Origin of the sequence: Phytopseudomonas argentinensis, assembly GCF_900113905.1 — a bacterium.
GTDB classification, from domain to species: domain Bacteria; phylum Pseudomonadota; class Gammaproteobacteria; order Pseudomonadales; family Pseudomonadaceae; genus Aquipseudomonas; species Aquipseudomonas argentinensis.
This window is the reverse complement of record NZ_FORC01000004.1, coordinates 383,323-401,815: the sequence shown is the minus strand read 5'-3', so window position 1 is coordinate 401,815 and position 18,493 is coordinate 383,323. Positions and strand designations below refer to the sequence as shown.

The window sequence follows — 18,493 nt, the reverse complement described above, 5'->3', positions numbered from 1 at the left end:
ACTTCACTTCGGTACTCTGGCGAAGGCGATTCGAGGTCAGGCTGAGTATGACAATAGCTTTCGCCAAAGAGGTGGAGCATGGCCCAATGCCAAGCCTCGTCATGAAAGATGAGGCCCCGGTGCGGCTCATCCGCTGACTCATATGGATATCGGATCTTAGCGGCAATTTGCGCTTGCGCTGGAGCCACTGCACCGTACTTGACGAGACACCAGGCGAACAAGTGCCGCTCGTTACCAAGGTACGCGGCGTATTCTTCTTCCGACCACAGCTCAGACGCTCTCACGATGACACCTAACGTTTGGTTAAGGGGCGTAGGGCGCACTCAGGAGCCTAAGCGAACAGTGCGCCGTCCGAGGGTGACTGCAGAGGCCTGCCGCCAGCCTGGCACGGCGTACTGCCTTCGGCGAGTACGCCCAACAGGCGCGCAAACGGTAACAAAGCTCTCCAAGAGCGCAATGCTGTTCACCTGGACTGTAAAAAGATGAGCGATCGTTCGTATTGGCCTGGAAAAATCAAGAAAAACGCCCGTTTCCATTTTCTCAAGAGCGACGTTTTTTCTTCAGTGAACAGCATTAAGAAAGCCTGGCTTTTCACTTGCAGCAAGAGCCATTGGCTTGCCGCCCATTCAGCCGCTGAGGCTGGATCCTTCCTGCACGCTCGCGGCGCAGTGCATTCAGGTAGTTTAAACAGACGAAAACAAGCCGGCACTCGCGTGCCGGCTTGTTTGTTTCAGCTCTGTTACTTGGCCTGCAGAAAGTTCAACAGGTCCTGGTTCAGCTGGTCCTTGTTGGTGTCGGCCAGGCCGTGGGGGGCGCCTTTGTAGACGATCAGCTTGGCGCCCTTGATCAACGCTGCCGAGGCTTTGCCCGAGGTCTCGATGGGCACGATCTGGTCGTCGTCACCGTGGATCACCAGGGTCGGGATGTCGAACTTGGCGAGGTCCTGGCGGAAGTCGGTAGCGGAGAAGGCGGCGATGGAGTCGTAGGTGTTTTTCGCGCCGGCGGTCATGCCCTGCCTCCAGAAGGACTGGATGCGACCCTGGGACGGTTTGGCACCGGGGCGGTTGTAGCCGAAGAACGGGCCGGAGGCGATATCCAGGTACAGCTGCGAGCGGTCTTCCTTGGAAGCCTTGCGCAGGCCATCGAATACCGAAAGCGGCAGGCCGTTCGGGTTGCTGTCGGACTTGAGCATGATCGGCGGTACGGCGCTGATCAGCGCAGCCTTTTTCACCAGCCCGGTGCCATGCCGGCCGATGTAGCGGGCCACTTCGCCCCCGCCGGTGGAAAAGCCCACCAGGGTCACGTCCTTGACGTGCAGCGCGGCGATCACGGCGGCCAGGTCGTCGGCGTAGTGATCCATGTCGTTGCCGTCCCAGGGCTGGCTGGAGCGGCCGTGGCCGCGTCGGTCGTGGGCGATCACGCGGTAGCCTTTTTCGGCGAGAAACTCCATTTGCGATTCCCAGCTGTCCGAGTTCAGCGGCCAGCCGTGGCTGAACATCACCACCTGGCCATTTTTCGGCCCCCAGTCCTTGTAGTACAGCTCGACGCCGTCCTGGGTGGTGACGGTGCTGGCGGTGTGCGGGATCTCGGCCAGGGAATCGGCGGCCATGGAGATGACGGGCAGGGCGGCAGTGGCGAGGGCTGCCAGGGCGTTACGGATGGATTTGTTCATGACCTGTTCCTCTAGCGTTTGAGTTGGATGGTTCGCTGTGTTGACGAGGAACAGTATCTAGGGCTTGATGATACGAAATATCACTAATCGTCCATAATTCTTAACGGATCGTATTTTTATGGTTGATCGCCTCGAGGGTTTGCTGGGCCATTTCTCGGTCAGCGCCCGCACGTTCCAGGCCGGCCCGCTGTGCGGCATCAACACTCTGGATGGCAGCCTGCCGTATGGCCAGCTGCATCTGTTGCGCCAGGGCGAGGCTGAAGTGTGGCATGGCAGCACGCGTGCACATCGGCTGGCTGGGCCGACCTTGCTGTTCTATCCGCGGCCCCTCGCGCACCGTTTCGTGACCGATCAGGCGCAGGGCGCCGAGTTCGTCTGCGCGCACATCGTCTTCGAGGGCCATGCGGCTAACCCGCTCGCCAGTGCGCTGCCCAGCTGCCTGTGCCTGCCGCTTGCCACCTTGCCCGATTGCGTGCCGATACTGACGCTGCTGTTCGCCGAAGCACAGGCGACCAACTGCGGGCGGCAGGCAATGCTGGATCGCCTGTTCGAGGTGTTGCTCATCCAGCTGTTGCGCCACCTGATGGAACTCGGCAGCACCCAGGCCGGGCTGATCACGGGCTTGGCACATCCGCAATTGCGCCACGCCCTTGCGGCGATCCACCAGACACCCGCGCAGCCCTGGTCGGTGGAGTCCCTGGCCAGCCTGGCGGGCATGTCGCGCAGTGTCTTCGCCAACCAGTTTCGTGAGGTGGTGGGGGAAACGCCGGCCGGTTATCTGCAGCGCTGGCGTATCGGGTTGGTGCAGAAGTGGCTGAAGAATGGCCAGCCGCTGCGGCTGATCGCCGAGGAAGCGGGCTACAGCAGCGAACCCGCGTTGTCACGTGCGTTCAAGTCCCAGTGCGGCTTGTCGCCAAAGGCCTGGCTTGCTCAGGAGCAGCAGCACTCGCTCGACGCGCGACGCTAGCCCCGGTCAGCGTTTGTTCAACCGCTGCGCCAGCCTGTCGCCACCGAACTGGATGAAGCTGACCATCACCACCAAGACGACGATCACCGTCAGCATCACCTGGGTATCAAAGCGCTGATAGCCGTAGCGGTAGGCCAGATCGCCCAGGCCGCCTGCACCGATGGCGCCGGCCATGGCCGAGGAGTTGATCATGGTGACCAGGGTTATGGTGAAGCCGCCAACGATGCCCGGCAGGGCCTCGGGCAGCAGCACGTGCCAGACGATATGTCGGCGGCGACAGCCCATGGCCTGGGCGGCTTCGATCAGGCCGTGGTCGACTTCGCGCAGGCTGACTTCGGCGATACGGGCGAAGAACGGCGTGGCGGCGATGGTCAGGGGCACCACGGCGGCCCAGACGCCGTAGGTGGTGCCGACGATCAAGCGGGTGAAGGGGATCAGCGCGACCATCAGGATCAGGAAGGGGACGGAGCGGAACAGGTTGACGATGGCGCCGAGCACCCGATTCAGCCGCGGCGCCTCGAAGATGCCACCCCGGCTGCTGGTGACCAGAAATACCGCGAGCGGAATGCCGGCCAACAGCGCGAGCAGGGACGACACGCCAACCATCAGCAGGGTGTCGAGCAGGCCTTGCCAGAGGCGTTCAAACAGCAGCGACATAACCCAGTACCTCCACATGGTCGGCCAGCGCGCGGGCGTTTTCGATCAGCACTGCATGGCCTAGGGTTGATGGTCCGACGGACAGGATCAGGTGGCCCACGGCGTGGCCCTGAATCTGCTCCAGGCTGGCGTCGAGCAAGGTGGCGCGACCTCCCAGCGCCGCGCCAAGCGCCGGCAGATCGGGTTCCAGGCCCGTACCGGCGAAGTGCAGGCGCAGCACCAGGTCATCCGCGCTGCTGCCGCGCTCTAGCTGCAAGCGCTGTTGCAGGCTCGCCGGCAGGGCATGCTGCAGCGGTGCGAGCAGGGTGCGGGTGACGTCGTGGCGCGGCGCGCCGAAGACCTGCCACACCGGCCCTTGCTCGACCACTGCACCACGCTCCAGCACCACCACGCGGTCGCAGATCTCGCGGATCACTGCCATCTCGTGGGTGATCAGCACCACGGTCAGGCCCAGGCGCCGGTTGATCTCGCGCAGCAGGCCGAGAATGGCCTGGGTGGTTTCCGGGTCGAGGGCGCTGGTGGCTTCGTCGCAGAGCAGAATCTGCGGGTCATGCACCAGGGCGCGGGCGATGCCCACGCGCTGTTTCTGCCCGCCGGACAGCTGCGCCGGGTAGGCGCAGTGCTTGTCCTCGAGGCCGACCAGTTCGAGCAGCTCGCGCACCTTGCGCTGGCGCGCATCACGCGGCACGCCAGCGACCTTGAGCGGTAGCTCGACGTTTTGCCATACGGTCTTGGCGGACATCAGGTTGAAGTGCTGGAAGATCATGCCGATGCGCCGGCGCAGCGCCACCAGGGCGTCATCGTCATAGCCGGCGATGTCGCTGCCGTCGATCAGCACGCGGCCGCTGCTGGGCCGTTCCAGGCGGTTGATCGTGCGCAGCAGCGAGGATTTGCCCGCGCCGCTGCGGCCGATGATGCCGAACACTTCGCCGCGTTCGATCGCCAGCTCGATATCGCGCAGCGCCTGAACCGGGCCCTGGGCGCCCTCGTAGGTCTTGCCCAGGCGCTCGAAGCGCAGGTGCGCCTGGGTGACGCGGCTGGCTGCGGCGGCTTGCTGCAGAAAGGGATCGAAACCGCTCATGTCAGCTCTCCCAGCCGGCCTGGTAGAGGTTGCCGTGGGCCTTGTCGAGGGCGGCGCGCACCGCCGGGGAGTGCTGGTAGATATCGATGAACTTGAGCAGGCGCGGATCCTCTGCTTTCGCCGGCTGGGTGACGAACTGGATGATGTACTCGGGGTGATCCACGCCGTCGAACAGCAGGGCCGAGGCGGGATCGAAGGTCTTGGCCAGGCGGATGTAGGCCGGGTAGCCCTGTACCAGATCGACCTCGTCATAGGCGCGCACCAGTTGCACGGCCTCCAGCTCGATGATGCGGATGTTCTTCGGGTTGGCGGTGATGTCCTGCTGGGTCGCCTTGTAGCCGACGCCCGGTTTGAGCTCGATCAGCCCGGCTTTTTGCAGCAGTTGCAGGCCGCGCCCGCCGTTGACCGGGTCGTTGGCGATGGCCACCTTGGCGCCGTCCGGCAGGCTGGCGAAATCCTTGTGTGTTTTGGAGTAGAGGCCGACGTTGTTGATCACCCCGCGCGCCACCGGCACCAGGTCGTAGCCGCCTTCGGCCTTGGCGTTTTCCAGGAAGGGGATGTGCTGGAAGTAGTTCACGTCGATATCGCCATTGGCCAGGCTGACGTTGGGAGCGATCCAGTCGGTGAACTCGACCAGTTCCACGTCCAGCCCCTGCTTCCTGGCTTCGGCCACGGCCACTTCCAGGGGCGGCGCGAAGGCAGCGGTAGTGCCGAGTTTGAGGGGGGATTCGGCATGGGCCAGCGAGCTGGCCAGCAGGGCGCCGAGGATCAGGGTTTTCAACGGTTTAATCATGATTAGCGTCCTTGTTGTGCTCAGAGCAGGCTCAGGGCGTTTGCGCTGAGGCCTCGCAGGTTGTGATAGCCGGTGGTGTCGTGTTGCAGGCATGCGGGGTCGCGCCAGGCTGCGCCAGGGTGGTTGGCGGGCAGCCGTGGGCCGTTGCCAAACAGCTTGTGGCGCAGGGCGCCGCCTGAGTAGGCGGTCTTGTAGCGCCCGCGTTGTTGCAGCTCGGGAATCACCAGCTCGATGAAATCGGCGTAGCTTTCCGGGGTGACGATGCGGGTGAGGTTGAAGCCGTCCAGTCCGGTGGCATCGATCCAGGCGATCAGCTGGTCGGCCACCTGGGCGGGCGAGCCGATCACCAGCGGATAACGGCCGCCAAGTGCGTGTTGTTCCAGCAGGCGGCGCTTGGTCCAGCCGCTGAAGGTTTTCACCACCGATTCGATGGCGTTGGTCTTGCGCGCCAGGATCGGTTCGTCGAGGCCAAAGGCCGCCAGGTCGATCCCGGTGGAGCTGGAGAAGTGCGCGATGCCGGCTTCCGGGCTGGCGTAGCACAGGTACTCGGCGTGTTTGCCGCGCGCTTCGGCTTCGGTGCGCGCGACGATCACGCCAATGCCCATGAACACCTTGATCGCATCTGGCCCGCGCCCGGCCGCCACGGCGCTGGCCCGCACCTGTTCGACCTGGGCGCGCACCGCCTCGAAGCCATTGCCGCCAATGAACACGCATTCGGCGTGCTGGCCGGCGAAGCGCGAGCCGCGTGCTGACGAGCCAGCCTGGAACAGCAGCGGCGTACGCTGCGGCGACGGCTGGCTGAGGTGGTAACCGTCTACCTGGTAGAACTCACCATGGTGGCGCACCTTGTGCACCTTGCTGGGCTGGGCGTAGATGCGCCGCTCGCGGTCGGCGAGCACGGCGTCGTCCTGCCAGCTGCCCTCCAGCAGCTTGTAGAGCACTTCCAGGTATTCGTCGGCCTGGTCGTAGCGGCGGTCGTGTTCGACCTGCTGGCTCAGCCCCATGGCCTTGGCCGCACTGTCCAGATAGCCGGTGACGATGTTCCAGCCGATGCGACCGTCGGTCAGGTGATCGAGGGTGGAGAGCCTGCGGGCGAAGGTGTAGGGCGCCTCGTAGCTGAGGTTGGCGGTCACCCCGAAACCCAGGTGCTGGGTGACGCCGGCCATGGCCGAGACCAGCAGCAGCGGGTCATTGACCGGCAGCTGGATGGCTTCCTGCAGGGGCAGGTCGATTCCGCTGCCGTACACGTCATAAACGCCAAGGATGTCGGCGATGAACAGCCCGTCGAACAGCCCGCGCTCGAGCAGCTGGGCCAGGTCGGTCCAGTAGCTCAGGCTGTTGAATTCGGTCGACTGGTCGCGCGGGTGCGTCCACAAACCATGATGGATATGCCCGACGCAGTTCATGTTGAAGGCGTTGAGAAGAATCTGCTTGCTCATCAGATGGTCCCCCGGCGTGGCGGCAGGCGGTCGTTGAGGTAGAAGTCGCCGACGGCGTGGTATTTCCAGCGCACCGGGTCGTGCAGGGTGTGGGTGCGGGCGTTGCGCCAGTGGCGGTCGAGGCCGTGTTCGGCGAGGGTGGCGCGGCTTCCGGCCAGCTCCAGCAGCTTGCTGCCGAGCAGCAGCGAGGTTTCCGTGCTGATGGCCCTGGCTTCGGCCACCGCAACCGAGGCCGCAGCCACGCTGTCGGCATCCGGGGCGGCCTGGGCAAGGTCGACGAATTCACCAGCCCGCTCCAGCAGCGCCTCGCTGGCCGCCAGGCGCACGCGTAGCTTGCCGATTTCCTGCTGGGTCAGCGGGTCGTCACTGGCCTTGTCGATGCCAGCGTCGATCCACGGCCGCGACTTGTGCCGCACGAAGTGCAGCAGGTCTTCGTAGGCGCCGCGGGCGATGCCGGTGTCGATGGCGGCGTGCAGCAATTGAGCGAAGGGGCCGACGGTGGTCGGGCGCTCGAAGGCGCTCTGGAACGGCACCACGTCATCTGCAGCCACTGCAACGCCGTCGAACACCACGCTGCCGCTGCCGGTGGTGCGCTGGCCGAAGCCGCTCCAGTCATCGATCACCTGCACGCCGCCTGCCTGGCGCGGCACGAAGGCCAGAAAGCCGACACCGTTTTCGTCGATCGCCAGGGTCGGAATGCGCTGGGCGAACAGCGCCCCGGTGCAGTAGAACTTGCGCCCATCGATGCGATAACCGTCGGCCGTGCGGGTCAGGCGGGTGTTGCGATCCAGCGCCGTCCTGGTGCCCAGCTCGGCCAGGGCATTGCCAAAGCGCTGGCCGGCCAGCACCTCGGCATACAGGCGGCGCTGCTGCGCATCGCTGCCGTTCACGCGCAGCACCTCCAGGGCGTAGAAATGGTTTTGCGGGATTTGCCCCAGCGAGCCGTCCGCCTGGGCGATGCGGGCGATGACCCTGGCCAGGGTGACGCTGGAAACACCGGCGCCGCCATGCTCGCTGGGCACGCTGATGCCGCCGAGGCCGGACTGGCTGAACTGTTCCAGCTCGCCATAGGGCAACTGGCGTTCGGCATCGCGCTCGGCGGCGCCGGTTACGAAATGCCCGGCCAGGCGGTCGGCGGTGGCCAGTGCCTCGGCGTCGTCGCGGATCTTTACCGCTGCGGTTTTGAGAAGTGCGTTCATGGCTCAGATCCAGGAATGGCGGTTCGGGCGGTTGCCGTTGAGGTGCCAGGCGCCGATGGCGTGGTACTTCCAGCGCACCGGGTCGTGCAGGGTGTGGGTGCGCGCATTGCGCCAATGACGGTCGAGGCCGAACTCGGCCAGGGTGGCGCGGCTGCCGGCCAGCTCCAGCAGCTTTTCGCTGGCTTGCAGACTGATCTCGGTGGTCAGCGCCTTGGCTTCGGCCACGGCGATGGAGGCGCGGGCGGCGGCATCGGCGTCGATGGGCGCCGCAACCGTTTCATCGAGCACGCGCGCGGCTTTGTGCAGCAGCGCTTCGGCGGCGTGCAGCTCGATCTGCAGGCGACCGACATCGGTGATCACGTACGGATCGTCACCGGCGCGCTCGACCTTGGCATCGATCCACGGCCGCGCTTTGTCGCGCACGAAGGCGATGGCATCGCGGAGGGCTCCGTCGGCGATGCCCAGATCGATGGCGGACTGGATCAGCTGGGAAAAGGCGCCCTGGATGCTCGGCTTGTCGGTCAGCGGCCAAAGCGGCACGAGGTTGCCTTCGTCGACTTGCACCTCATCGAGCAGCACGGTGCCGCTGGCGGTGGTGCGCTGGCCGAAGCCGGACCAGTCGTTGACGATGCGCAGGCCCGGGCGGCCGCGCTGGACAAAGGCCAGCCACGGGCGGCCCTGATCGTCCAGCGCCTTGGCAGTGACCCAGTGGGCGAACAGGGCGCCGGTGGAATAGAACTTCTCGCCGCTGAGCAGCCAGCGGCCGCCCCGTTGGATCAGCCGCGCCTGGATATCCAGAGTGTGCTTGCTGCCGCGCTCCGGGCCGCCGTTACCGATGCGCCAGCCGGCCAGCACGCTGGCGAACAGGCGTTGCTGTTGCGCCGGGCTGGCGGCGGCGTGCAGCAGGCCGATCAGGCCGAAGTGGTTCTGCGGGATCTGCCCCAATGCCGGGTCCACGGCGCTGATGATGCGAAACACCTCGGCGATGGTCAGGTATGACAGCTGCGGGCCGCCGAATGCGCGCGGCACGGCGATGCTGCCCAGGCCGCTGGCGGTGAAACGCTCCACCAGCTCCCACGGCAGGCGCCGCTCGCGGTCACGCTGGATAACGCCGGCCTCGGCGGCGCGGGCCAGGGCATGGGCGGCCTCCAGCGCATCGGCATCGCTGGCCAGAATGGCGGCGGGGTGTAGCGGCGGCGCGACGTCCTGAGCGCAGGCGCTGTCCTCGAGGGTAATCGGACTGGTCATGTGAACCTCATCGTGTGGCTGTACCGCAGCGCCGCGGGGTGGGCGCGCTGCGGCGGGCAATCGAGGCTCCGGTGGTCCGGTGGCGAATGGTGTTTGTTTTACGGGGCGCGATCAGCTGTACAGCGAGGCTTGCGGGCCCTGGCCGCTGAGCAGCCAGTGACCGAGGTCGCGCACCTTGTAGTCGACGGGGTCGTGCAGGCTGTGCACCCGCACGTTGCGCCAGAAACGGTCGAAGCCGTAGCGCGAGCTGGTGGCGCGGGCGCCCATGTTTTCGAAGATCTGGCTGGTGATATCCAGGGCGGCGCGTACCGCCACCACCTTGGCTTCGCTGATTGCCAGGGCGACCTCGGCGCGTTCGGCGGCGGTCAGCGCCGACTTCTCCCAGGCACCCTGCAGGCGCACGGCCGCATGTTCGGCCAATGGCACGGCGGCGCGATAACGCAGCCAGAGATCGCCATAACGCTGCTGGATGAACGGGTCGTCGCTGGCTCTGGCCACACCGGAAGCCGGCCAGGCGCGGCTTTGCTCGCGGGTGTAGCGCAGCGCCGCATCGAGCGCGCCCTGGGCGTTGCCCAGGTACAACTGGGTGAGGATCAGCTGCGACAGGCAGGCGCGCAGGGTGGTGCGCGGGCTGGGGCCGACCGGGCCAAGCAGCTCGCTGCTGTCGACGAACACCTGCTCGAACTGCACGGTACCGCTGTCGGTCTGGCGCTGGCCGAAGCCGTCCCAGTCACTGTTCACGCTCAAGCCGTCGCGCCCGCCCGGCAGCACGATGAACACCCGGTCGTCTGGGCGATTGCCGCGTGGTGCGCTGATCACCAGCGCATCGGCGCCCAATGCACCGGAGCAGAAGGATTTGCTGCCGTTGAGTTCGAAGTGCTCCTCGCGCGGGCTCAGCGCCAGGCCGGTGTCGCGGCCATTGGTGGCGTTACCCCAGAACCAGTTTTCCTGCACGGTACGGGTCAGCCAGTAGCGCTGCTGCTCGGGGCTGCCGAACAGCTGGATGGTCGCCACCTGCAGATGCTGGAAGGCGAACAGGTGGGCCAGCGAACTGTCGGCCGCGGCCAGGTGGCGCACGATGCGGTAGATCTCCGGCCAGGCTGCGCCTTGGCCACCAAATTGCTGCGGCACGGCGAGGGTCAGCAGGCCGCTGCCGCGCAGCAATTGGCGCTCGGCCGGTGCGCTGCCGCCGGCCTTGTCGCGCTCCACGGCGCTGGCTGCCAACTGCCGGGCCAGGCGCTCGACCGTGGCGCTGCGGCTGCCGAAATCGGCCGGGAACAGATGCGCGGCGAACAGTGGTTGTTCCGGGTGGGCCAAATGGAGGCGGGCTTCGCTGCTCATTTCGCGGGGCTCCAGAGAGTGACCTTGCTGGCATCGACGGCCTTGGGCAGCAGGCCCGCGGCAAAGAAGGCATCGGCGATTTTCTGTTGTTCGGCCAGGCTGCCCGGTTGCACCAGGCGAACCTGGTAGCTGCGTTTGGCATTGGCTTGCTCGACCACCGCGGGGTCGAGATTGCCCCACAGCGGGCCGAGGATTTCGGCCGCCTGGCGCGGGTTGGCGCGCAGCCAGTCACCGGCTTTCACCAGTTCGCTGAACACGCTCTGCAACACCTGCGGATGCGCCTTGGCGAAGGCGGCGCTGCTCAGGTAATAGCGCTGGTAGTCGGCCAGACCTTCGCCGTCGGCGAGGATACGGGTGGGCAATTGTTGCTGAGCACCGCTGATAAAGGGCTCCCAGGTCACCCAGGCATCGACCTTGCGGTTCTCGAAGGCCGCGCGGCCGTCAGCGGGCGTCAGGTAGGCCGGCTCGATGTCGCTGAACTTGAGGCCTGCCTTGGCCAATGCGGCAATCAGCAGGTAGTGAACGCCGGCAGCCTTGGTGACGGCGACTTTCTTGCCTTTGAGGTCGGCCAGGGTTTTGATCGGCGAATCCTCGCGCACCACGATGGCCTGGGCATGGGGCGAGGGCGCTTCCTGGGCGAAGTAGGCGAGGTCGGCACCGGCGGCCTGGGCGAACACCGGTACGGTATCGGCGACGTCGGCCGAGAGGTCGATATTGCCGACGTTGAGGGCTTCGAGCAGCGGTTGGCCGCTGGGAAATTCGTGCCAGCTGACGGTGATGTCCTGGGCGGCCAGGGTCTTTTCCAGGCTGCCCTGTTGTTTGAGCAGGCTGATCAGCGTCGACGACTTCTGATAACCGATACGCAGCTGTTCAGCTGCCTGAGACAGCGGCGCGGTGGCCAGACCGAGACTCAGGAATAAAGCGAGGAACGGGCGGTGCAGAGAGCGCGGCAATGACATGGCTGGGCCTCGACAAAAACGCGTGACGGCCATGCAGGGACGGTCACACGTACTTCATGAATGAGCTTGAGAAGTCCGGTGGTCCGGTAGAGAGAAGCTAATCGATATAAAAAACGGTTGGTAAATAATTTTTTGTACTTAGCTTAGGTCGACAGTCCTCATTGCATGCATATGCAAAATAGTTACTACAAAGTGAAAAATAATTCTTTTTAGGGATTATCGTTGCTCTCGTAGATTAGCCACCAGCCGACAGCGGACCACCGCATCGGGCCCGAATCAGGGGCTCACTGCCAACGTCTTCATGTCGGCGACCGTCGAGCCCCTGTGCCGTGCCCGTTCATAACAGAACCCCTGCACTGGAGCATCGAACATGAACAAATCCACCCTGGCGCTGGCCGTATCCCTCGCCGCCCTGGCCAGCGAAGCGAGCGCCGCCGGCTTCATCGAAGACAGCAAGGCCAGCATCGGCCTGCGCAATTTCTACTACGACCTGAACACCAAGAACACCGCCAACAACAATGGCGAGGCGCAGGAGTGGGGGCAGGGTTTCATTTTCAACTACGCCTCCGGGTTCACCCAGGGCACCGTCGGCTTCGGCGTCGATGCCATCGGCCTGCTCGGCGTGAAGCTCGATTCCGGCGGCAGGGCGGGCAAGGCCGGCCGTGATCGCACCCCAGGCCAGCTGTTCCCACTCGATAGCGACGGCAGCGCGGTGGACGACTACAGCAAGGCCGGCGTGACCGCCAAGCTGCGTGTGTCGAAGACCGAAGCGCGTATCGGCACCCTGCAGCCCAAGCTGCCGGTGGTGACCTTCAACGATGGCCGTCTGCTGCCACAGACCTTCCAGGGTGGGCAGATCACCTCCAGCGAAATCGATGGCCTGACGCTCACAGCCGGCCAGTTGGAAAGCACCAAGACCCGCAGCTCAACCGACGACATCGCCCTGCGTATCGCTGGCGCCTCGGGCGAGGCGGACACCAACACGTTCTACTTCGCCGGCGGCGACTGGAAGGCCACCAAGGACCTGACGCTGCAGTACTACTACGGCAATCTGGAAGACTTCTACAAACAGCACTTCCTTGGGCTGGTGCACAACTGGGCCATCGGGTCAGGCTCGCTGAAGAGCGACCTGCGTTACTTCGACAGCAATTCCGACGGCAAGAATGGCAGCGCGGCGGGCCGCGCCCAGGGTTACACCAGCACCGGCTACTACGGCAACGGCGTGACCACTGGCGAGGTCGACAACCAGACCTGGAGCGCGTTGTTCACCTACACCCTGGGTGGCCATTCCGCCGGCCTGGGTTACCAGCAGGTCGAAGGCGACAGCGCCTTTCCGTTCCTCAACCAGGGAGGCGGCTCCTCCTCCTACCTGATCACCGACCGGCAGATCGGCAAGTTCGCCAGCGCCGGCGAGCGCACCTGGGTTGCCGAATACGCCTACGACTTCGCCAAGCTCGGCGTGCCGGGCCTGAAGGCCAGCGTCGCCTACCTCAAGGGTGACAACGTCGACTCCTCCAGTGGTGACCTCGAGGAGTGGGAGCGTGACCTGCGCCTGGATTACACGCTGCTCGACGGGCCGCTCAAGGGCCTGGGCGTGTCCTGGCGCAATGCCACCCAGCGCGGCAACGTGGCCACCGATGCCGATGAGAATCGCCTGATCCTGAGCTACACCCTGACGCTTCTCTAACCGCCCGCAATTGCGATGAGCTGGTGGACGGTCCGCCCGCGTCGTTCATAAGGAACAAGAACATGAAAAAAACCGCTTTGCGCGTCGGGCTCGCCGCCCTGTTTGCCGCCTGGTTGCCGGTTGCTGTGCAGGCTGCGCCGCTCAAGGAAGTGCGCCTGGACTACGCCTTCTATTCGCCGGAAAGCCTGGTGATCAAGCACAACGGCTGGCTGGAAAAAGACTTCGCGCCATCGGGTACCGAGGTGCGCTGGGTGCTGTCCCGGGGCAGCAACAACTCGCTGGAGTTTCTCAACAGCGGCGCGTCGAATTTTGCGCTCACCTCCAGCATCTCGGCCTTTGTCAGTCGTGCCAACGGCCAGCCGGTCAAGGCCGTCTACAGCTACCTCTGGTACGTGCCCAGCGCCATCCTGGTGCAGGCCGATTCGCCCTACCGGACATTGCATGACCTGCGCGGCAAGCAGATCGCCGCCACCAAGGGCACCGACCCATACTTCTTCCTGCTGCGCGCCCTGGCGGCTGAAAAGCTCGAGCCAGGCGACGTGAAGATCGTCCACCTGCAGCACCCCGAGGGGCGCACCGCGCTGGAACAGGGCCGGGTGGATGGCTGGGCGGGGCTCGACCCGCACATGGCTGGCGCGCAACTGGCCGGCGCACGCTTCATCTACGAAAACCCTGCGTTCGGTCTCGGCGCCTTTCTCAATACCCAGGAGCGCTTTCTCAGCGAACAGCCGCAAGCCGTGGCCACGGTGGTCACGGCCTACGAGCGTGCGCGGCGCTGGATAGTCGCCAACCCGCAAGAGGCGGCGCAACTGATCGCCGGGGAAACCCAGCTTCCGGTCGAGGTGATTCGCCTGCAACTGGGCCGCTACGATTTCAGCAAGCCGCTGCCAGGCCAGCGTCATCTGGAGGCGATCAAACCGGTCATCCCGCTGCTGGTTGCCGATGGTGTGCTGCGCCGCAATGCCGATAGCGAGGCGGCACTGGCCAGCCTGATCGACGCCCGGATCGCCAAGCAAGTCGTCGAGGCCAGCGATGAACCGCGCTGAGAGTCTGCCTCAGACCCAGCCGGGCGTCGTATGGCGCAGCCGGCTCCCTGGCTCGTCGAGCCTGCGCGGCTGGTTGCTGCCACTGACGCTGCTGGCGGTGCTCGAGTCGGTGGTGCGCATCGGCTGGATACCCGCATACCTGATGCCCGCGCCCAGCGAGCTGGCGATCACCCTCTGGGAACTGGCTGACGGCCCGCTGTGGACGCATATCCTGGCCAGCACCTTGCGCGTTTTGGCGGGTTTCGCCATTGGCGCTTCGCTGGCCCTGATACTCGGTTCGCTGGTCGGGCTGAGCCGCCGTCTGGAGGCTTATCTCGATCCGACCTTCCAGGCGCTGCGGGCGGTTCCGGGGTTGGCCTGGGTACCGCTCTTGCTGATCTGGCTGGGCATCGACGAGTCATCGAAAGTCACCCTGATCGCCATTGGCTCGTTCTTTCCGGTGTACCTCAACCTGGTGGCCGGTGTCCGTAACGTCGACCGCAAACTGGTCGAAGTGGGCGAGCTGTGCAAGCTTTCGCGCCTGGCGACCATCCGCCGGATCTTCGTGCCGGCCGCGCAGCCGTACCTGTTCACCGGCTTGCGTGCAGGGCTGTCGATGGCCTGGCTGTGTGTGGTCGCGGCCGAGTTGCTGGCCGCGACCGAAGGCATCGGCTACTTGCTGACCGATGGCCGTGAGGTTTCGCGCCCCGATCTGGTACTGGTGGCCATTGCCACTCTGGCCGTGATGGGCAAGCTGAGCGACAGCCTGCTCAAGGCGTTGGAAACCCGGGCGCTGATCTGGCGCGACAACTACGGTGGAGACAAGCCATGAGTGGATTGATCGAACTGCGACGGGTCAGCAAAGCCTTCGGTGCCACCCTGGTGCTCGATGAGGTCAGCTGTGGGCTGGCCCCTGGCGAGATCGTCAGCCTGCTGGGTCCCAGCGGCTGTGGCAAGAGCACTTTGCTGCGCATCGCGGCGGGGCTGGATCGCGACTACCAGGGCGGTGTGCAACTCGACCCTCAGCTCGAGCGCGTAGCTGGCAATGGCATTGGTGTGGTGTTTCAGGAGCCGCGGCTGATGCCCTGGCTGAGTGTGGCGCAGAACGTCGGTTTTGCCGATGGCTGGAGCGCCGAGGACAAATGGGTGCAACAGTTGCTGCGTGACGTCGGCCTGCAGGGGCGCGGCGATGCCTTGTCCAAGCAGCTGTCCGGTGGCCAGGCGCAGCGCGTGGCCATCGCCCGGGCGCTGTACGGCAAACCTCGGGTGTTGTTGCTCGACGAGCCGTTCAGCGCCGTGGATGCCTTCACGCGGATGAAACTGCAGGATCTGGTTGCCGACCTGGCGGTCCGCTACGGGATCGCCGTACTGCTGGTCACTCACGACCTGGACGAGGCGTTCTACCTGAGTGATCGGGTGCTGATTCTCGGCGGTACGCCCAGTCGGTTGCAGCGCGAACTGGCGGTGCCGCTGGCGCGTCCCCGTGATCGCCGCTCGCCCCAACTGGCGCAGCTGCGCGGTGAGGCGCTGACCGAGCTGTATCAATCCCACGCGCTATAAGCGCCCGTGAACGATCTTTCTCGGCAATGCGTACGTGCAACAAGGCAAGAGCAGACATCCAGCAAACTCGTGGGAGGGGCTTTAGCCCCGAGTTTTTTATCAAGGCAAACAAAGAGCTCGCGGCTAAAGCCCCTCCCACGATCGCGAACGGCTGGTATCGCCGCGTTGCAGTCAAAATAAATAAGGCCCGGCATGAAGATCATAAGCAGGCGCTAAGCGCCCGCGTTGGAGGCGGGCGCTGGTGTGTCACACCACGCCGGTAGCTTTCGGCGTATCGGCGCGGCTGCCCCATTCGGTCCAGGAACCGTCGTACAGGGCGCCTTCCGGCAGCCCGGCCACCTCCAGGCCAAGCAGCAGTACCGTTGCGGTAACGCCGCTGCCGCAGCTGGTGATCACCGGCTTCTTGCCATCGACACCCGCGGCGCTGAACAGGGTACGCAGGGTCTCCGCTGGCTGCAGGGTATGGTCGCTGCGCAGCAGGCGGCTAAAGGGCAGGTTCTGGCTGCCGGGGATATGCCCGGAGGCGACACCCGGGCGCGCCTCGGCGGTGCTGCCGTCAAAGCGGTTGGCAGCGCGGGCGTCGAGGATCAGCGTGTCGTCGCGCTCGATCGCTTCCAGCACATCGCCCAGGCCACGTACCTTGCGGGCATGAACGTTGACCTGAAAGCTGCGCTCGCCCGTGGCAGCGGGCTCGCCGGCTTCGGTGGCGCGCTGCTCGGCCAGCCACTTGGGCAGACCGCCGTCTAGTACCGCCACCTTCTGGTGACCGAAATAGCGAAACAGCCACCAGGCGCGGGCGGCGGAGAACAGCCCTTTCTGGTCGTAGACCACCACGCGGGTATCGTTGCCCACGCCTTCGGCGCCCGCCAGCCGCGCAAAGCGGCCCTGGGAAGGGAGAGTGTGCGGCAGCGGGGTGTCGGGATCGGAAAAGGTTTCGATATCGAAGAAGCGGGCGCCGGGAATATGCGCCTTGAGGTATTCCTCGCGGCCATTCTTCGCCTCGTTGGGCAGGTAGGTGCTGGCGTCGAACAGCACCAGATCGGTGGCGTTGCCTTCGCGGGCGAGCCAGTCGGTTGTTACCAGAGGTCCAAAAGTCATGCTTGATCTCCTTTCGCAGCGTTGGCGTTCATCCTGCCAGCTTGATGACCGCAGCGCAGCCCTTGGCGACCGGCTGTAACAAACCGATTGTGCCTATGCATAGAACGCGATCAATCGCGAAAGAACACCTGCACCAGGTGATAGCCGAACTGGCTCTTGATCGGCCCGTGCACTTCGCGCAGCGGCTTCTTGAAGATCACCTGGTCGATGACCCGCACCATCTGTCCGGGTCGCACCTCGCCGAGGTCACCGCCTTTCTTGCCCGATGGGCAGGTGGAGTGCTTGCGCGCCAGCACCTCGAAGGCTTCGCCGCCAGCGATGCGCTTTTTCAGGGCAGCGGCTTCCGCTTCGGTCTTGACCAGGATGTGGCGGGCCATTGCCTTTGCCATGACAGGTTCCTCATTTATCGGGCGCGTATTGTGCCAGTATTTGCGGCGCCAGCTAAATGGCGTCATTTATGTGGCCTGTGCGGGCCTTTGTCTTTAGTGAATCTTGGCTAACGTAATAGCTTCAGTCGACGGGAACGCTGCCCATGGATCTTCACGCAATGCTGAAAATACTCTCCAGCCAGGATGGCTCGGACCTGTACCTATCGACCGGTGCGCCACCCTGCGCCAAATTCAACGGCGTGCTCAAGGCGTTGAGCAGCGAGCCGCTCAAGGCCGGGGTCGTGGCGGAAATCGCCGATGGGGTGATGGATGGCGCCCAGCGCGAAGAGTTCGAGCGCGAGCTGGAAATGAACCTGGCGATCTCCCTCAATGGCGTCGGGCGCTTCCGCATCAATATCTTCAAGCAGCGCAACGAGGTGTCCATCGTCGCGCGCAACATCAAGCTCGACATTCCACGCTTCGAGGATCTGAAACTGCCTGAGGTGCTGCTCAAGACGGTGATGGAAAAACGCGGCCTGGTGCTGTTCGTCGGCGGTACCGGCTCGGGCAAGTCGACCTCGCTGGCCGCGCTGATCGACTACCGCAACCGCAACAGCGGCGGGCACATCATCACCATCGAGGACCCGGTGGAATACGTGCACCGGCACAAGAAGTCGATCATCAACCAGCGCGAGGTCGGCGTGGACACGCGCAGCTTCCACGCGGCGCTGAAGAACACCCTGCGCCAGGCGCCGGACGTGATCCTGATCGGCGAGATCCGCGACCGCGAGACCATGGAGCACGCCCTGGCGTTTGCCGATACCGGGCACCTGGCGATTTCTACCCTGCACGCCAACAACGCCAACCAGGCGCTGGACCGCATCATCAACTTCTTCCCCGAAGACCGCCGCCCGCAATTGCTCAATGACCTGGGCAACAACCTCAAGGCCTTCGTGTCCCAGCGCCTGGTCAAGACCGCCGACGGCAAGCGCCGTGCTGCGGTCGAGGTGCTGCTTGGCACGCCGACCATCCGTGACCTGATCAAGCGCAACGAGTTTTCCGAAATCAAGGAGATCATGGAGAAGTCCAGGAACCTCGGCATGCAGACCTTCGACCAGGCGTTGATCGACCTGGTCAACGAAGGCGCCATCGACGAGGAGGAGGCGGTCAAGAATGCCGACTCGGCCAATAACGTGCGTCTCAAGCTCAAGCTATACCGTGAGACGCCAGCTGTTCCGGCCCCCGCAGCCCAGCCAGCGGCTGCAGTGGCCGAGGTTCGCCCGCCCAAGCCGGCCGAGCCCGCAGACTGGGGGTTGGAGCTGAAGCTGGAAGATATCGAGGACGATACGCCACCCGAGGATCCGGGCCGCCACGGCATCTGATTGAGCCCAGCACTGTA

The 18,493-nt window shown here is 64.8% G+C and carries 17 protein-coding genes; 6 read left to right on the top strand and 11 right to left on the bottom strand.

Going from position 1 to position 18,493, the window contains the following annotated elements; all coding sequences use genetic code 11:
- Positions 1–739: 739 nt before the first annotated feature.
- A complete protein-coding gene (locus BM154_RS19570) occupies positions 740–1,672 on the bottom strand; it encodes an alpha/beta fold hydrolase (protein ID WP_074888117.1) in 933 nt (310 codons plus the stop codon).
- A 118-nt stretch (positions 1,673–1,790) separates the two neighbouring features.
- On the opposite strand from BM154_RS19570, the gene BM154_RS19565 reads away from it, so the two are divergent.
- A complete protein-coding gene (locus BM154_RS19565; protein WP_074888115.1) occupies positions 1,791–2,639 on the top strand; it encodes an AraC family transcriptional regulator in 849 nt (282 codons plus the stop codon).
- A 6-nt stretch (positions 2,640–2,645) separates the two neighbouring features.
- Here BM154_RS19565 and BM154_RS19560 read toward each other — a convergent pair whose 3' ends face one another.
- The 8 genes from BM154_RS19560 to BM154_RS19525 form a co-directional block, all read right to left on the bottom strand.
- Positions 2,646–3,290, bottom strand: a complete 645-nt coding sequence (locus BM154_RS19560; protein ID WP_074888770.1) for a methionine ABC transporter permease — start codon at positions 3,288–3,290, stop codon at positions 2,646–2,648.
- Entirely contained in the window at positions 3,280–4,377 is a 1,098-nt protein-coding gene (locus BM154_RS19555; RefSeq protein WP_074888112.1) for a methionine ABC transporter ATP-binding protein, read from the bottom strand. Before BM154_RS19555 ends, BM154_RS19560 begins: the two co-directional genes overlap by 11 nt.
- 1 nt (position 4,378) lies before the next feature.
- The gene (locus tag BM154_RS19550) at positions 4,379–5,170 is read right to left on the bottom strand and encodes a MetQ/NlpA family ABC transporter substrate-binding protein (protein ID WP_074888109.1); all 792 of its coding nucleotides are present in this window, start codon (positions 5,168–5,170) and stop codon (positions 4,379–4,381) included.
- Positions 5,171–5,190: 20 nt separating this feature from the next.
- On the bottom strand, positions 5,191–6,609 hold the full coding sequence (locus tag BM154_RS19545) for an LLM class flavin-dependent oxidoreductase (RefSeq protein WP_074888104.1): 1,419 nt from the start codon (positions 6,607–6,609) through the stop codon (positions 5,191–5,193).
- Complete coding sequence (locus BM154_RS19540; protein WP_074888101.1) at positions 6,609–7,808, bottom strand: SfnB family sulfur acquisition oxidoreductase; 1,200 nt, start codon at positions 7,806–7,808, stop codon at positions 6,609–6,611. Before BM154_RS19540 ends, BM154_RS19545 begins: the two co-directional genes overlap by 1 nt.
- 3 nt (positions 7,809–7,811) lie before the next feature.
- Complete coding sequence (locus BM154_RS19535) at positions 7,812–9,056, bottom strand: SfnB family sulfur acquisition oxidoreductase (RefSeq protein ID WP_074888098.1); 1,245 nt, start codon at positions 9,054–9,056, stop codon at positions 7,812–7,814.
- Positions 9,057–9,167: 111 nt separating this feature from the next.
- Positions 9,168–10,397, bottom strand: a complete 1,230-nt coding sequence (locus tag BM154_RS19530) for an acyl-CoA dehydrogenase family protein (protein ID WP_074888095.1) — start codon at positions 10,395–10,397, stop codon at positions 9,168–9,170.
- Positions 10,394–11,356 carry an aliphatic sulfonate ABC transporter substrate-binding protein gene (locus BM154_RS19525; RefSeq protein WP_074888093.1) on the bottom strand — a complete coding sequence of 321 codons (963 nt, stop codon included), beginning with the start codon at positions 11,354–11,356 and terminating at the stop codon, positions 10,394–10,396. Before BM154_RS19525 ends, BM154_RS19530 begins: the two co-directional genes overlap by 4 nt.
- A 370-nt stretch (positions 11,357–11,726) precedes the next feature.
- Here BM154_RS19525 and BM154_RS19520 point away from each other — a divergent pair, with 370 nt between their 5' ends.
- The 4 genes from BM154_RS19520 to BM154_RS19505 all read left to right on the top strand — a co-directional run bounded on the left by BM154_RS19520 (position 11,727) and on the right by BM154_RS19505 (position 15,628).
- Positions 11,727–13,043, top strand: coding sequence for an OprD family porin (locus tag BM154_RS19520; RefSeq protein WP_074888090.1), 1,317 nt, complete (start codon positions 11,727–11,729; stop codon positions 13,041–13,043).
- Positions 13,044–13,105: 62 nt separating this feature from the next.
- Positions 13,106–14,089 carry an aliphatic sulfonate ABC transporter substrate-binding protein gene (locus BM154_RS19515; protein WP_074888088.1) on the top strand — a complete coding sequence of 328 codons (984 nt, stop codon included), beginning with the start codon at positions 13,106–13,108 and terminating at the stop codon, positions 14,087–14,089.
- Positions 14,076–14,900 carry an ABC transporter permease gene (locus BM154_RS19510; RefSeq protein ID WP_074888084.1) on the top strand — a complete coding sequence of 275 codons (825 nt, stop codon included), beginning with the start codon at positions 14,076–14,078 and terminating at the stop codon, positions 14,898–14,900. The genes BM154_RS19515 and BM154_RS19510 overlap by 14 nt, the downstream gene beginning before the upstream one ends.
- Positions 14,897–15,628 carry an ABC transporter ATP-binding protein gene (locus BM154_RS19505; protein WP_074888081.1) on the top strand — a complete coding sequence of 244 codons (732 nt, stop codon included), beginning with the start codon at positions 14,897–14,899 and terminating at the stop codon, positions 15,626–15,628. The genes BM154_RS19510 and BM154_RS19505 overlap by 4 nt, the downstream gene beginning before the upstream one ends.
- A 246-nt stretch (positions 15,629–15,874) precedes the next feature.
- Here BM154_RS19505 and sseA read toward each other — a convergent pair whose 3' ends face one another.
- Positions 15,875–16,726, bottom strand: a complete 852-nt coding sequence (gene sseA, locus BM154_RS19500; protein ID WP_074888079.1) for a 3-mercaptopyruvate sulfurtransferase — start codon at positions 16,724–16,726, stop codon at positions 15,875–15,877.
- Between the two features lie 110 nt (positions 16,727–16,836).
- A complete protein-coding gene (locus tag BM154_RS19495) occupies positions 16,837–17,115 on the bottom strand; it encodes a peptidylprolyl isomerase (RefSeq protein ID WP_074888076.1) in 279 nt (92 codons plus the stop codon).
- A gap of 143 nt (positions 17,116–17,258) precedes the next feature.
- Between BM154_RS19495 and BM154_RS19490 the strand changes: the two genes are divergently transcribed.
- On the top strand, positions 17,259–18,476 hold the full coding sequence (locus BM154_RS19490) for a PilT/PilU family type 4a pilus ATPase (RefSeq protein WP_208609462.1): 1,218 nt from the start codon (positions 17,259–17,261) through the stop codon (positions 18,474–18,476).
- Positions 18,477–18,493 lie beyond the last annotated feature (17 nt).

Bases quoted from the DNA above. Each gene is read 5' to 3' on its own strand.
- BM154_RS19570 (WP_074888117.1), bottom strand. From the start codon at position 1,672: ATGAACAAATCCATCCGTAACGCCCTGGCAGCCCTCGCCACTGCCGCC.
- BM154_RS19565 (WP_074888115.1), top strand. From the start codon at position 1,791: ATGGTTGATCGCCTCGAGGGTTTGCTGGGCCATTTCTCGGTCAGCGCC.
- BM154_RS19555 (WP_074888112.1), bottom strand. From the start codon at position 4,377: ATGAGCGGTTTCGATCCCTTTCTGCAGCAAGCCGCCGCAGCCAGCCGC.
- BM154_RS19550 (WP_074888109.1), bottom strand. From the start codon at position 5,170: ATGATTAAACCGTTGAAAACCCTGATCCTCGGCGCCCTGCTGGCCAGC.
- BM154_RS19545 (WP_074888104.1), bottom strand. From the start codon at position 6,609: ATGAGCAAGCAGATTCTTCTCAACGCCTTCAACATGAACTGCGTCGGG.
- BM154_RS19540 (WP_074888101.1), bottom strand. From the start codon at position 7,808: ATGAACGCACTTCTCAAAACCGCAGCGGTAAAGATCCGCGACGACGCC.
- BM154_RS19535 (WP_074888098.1), bottom strand. From the start codon at position 9,056: ATGACCAGTCCGATTACCCTCGAGGACAGCGCCTGCGCTCAGGACGTC.
- BM154_RS19530 (WP_074888095.1), bottom strand. From the start codon at position 10,397: ATGAGCAGCGAAGCCCGCCTCCATTTGGCCCACCCGGAACAACCACTG.
- BM154_RS19525 (WP_074888093.1), bottom strand. From the start codon at position 11,356: ATGTCATTGCCGCGCTCTCTGCACCGCCCGTTCCTCGCTTTATTCCTG.
- BM154_RS19520 (WP_074888090.1), top strand. From the start codon at position 11,727: ATGAACAAATCCACCCTGGCGCTGGCCGTATCCCTCGCCGCCCTGGCC.
- BM154_RS19515 (WP_074888088.1), top strand. From the start codon at position 13,106: ATGAAAAAAACCGCTTTGCGCGTCGGGCTCGCCGCCCTGTTTGCCGCC.
- BM154_RS19510 (WP_074888084.1), top strand. From the start codon at position 14,076: ATGAACCGCGCTGAGAGTCTGCCTCAGACCCAGCCGGGCGTCGTATGG.
- BM154_RS19505 (WP_074888081.1), top strand. From the start codon at position 14,897: ATGAGTGGATTGATCGAACTGCGACGGGTCAGCAAAGCCTTCGGTGCC.
- sseA (WP_074888079.1), bottom strand. From the start codon at position 16,726: ATGACTTTTGGACCTCTGGTAACAACCGACTGGCTCGCCCGCGAAGGC.
- BM154_RS19495 (WP_074888076.1), bottom strand. From the start codon at position 17,115: ATGGCAAAGGCAATGGCCCGCCACATCCTGGTCAAGACCGAAGCGGAA.
- BM154_RS19490 (WP_208609462.1), top strand. From the start codon at position 17,259: ATGGATCTTCACGCAATGCTGAAAATACTCTCCAGCCAGGATGGCTCG.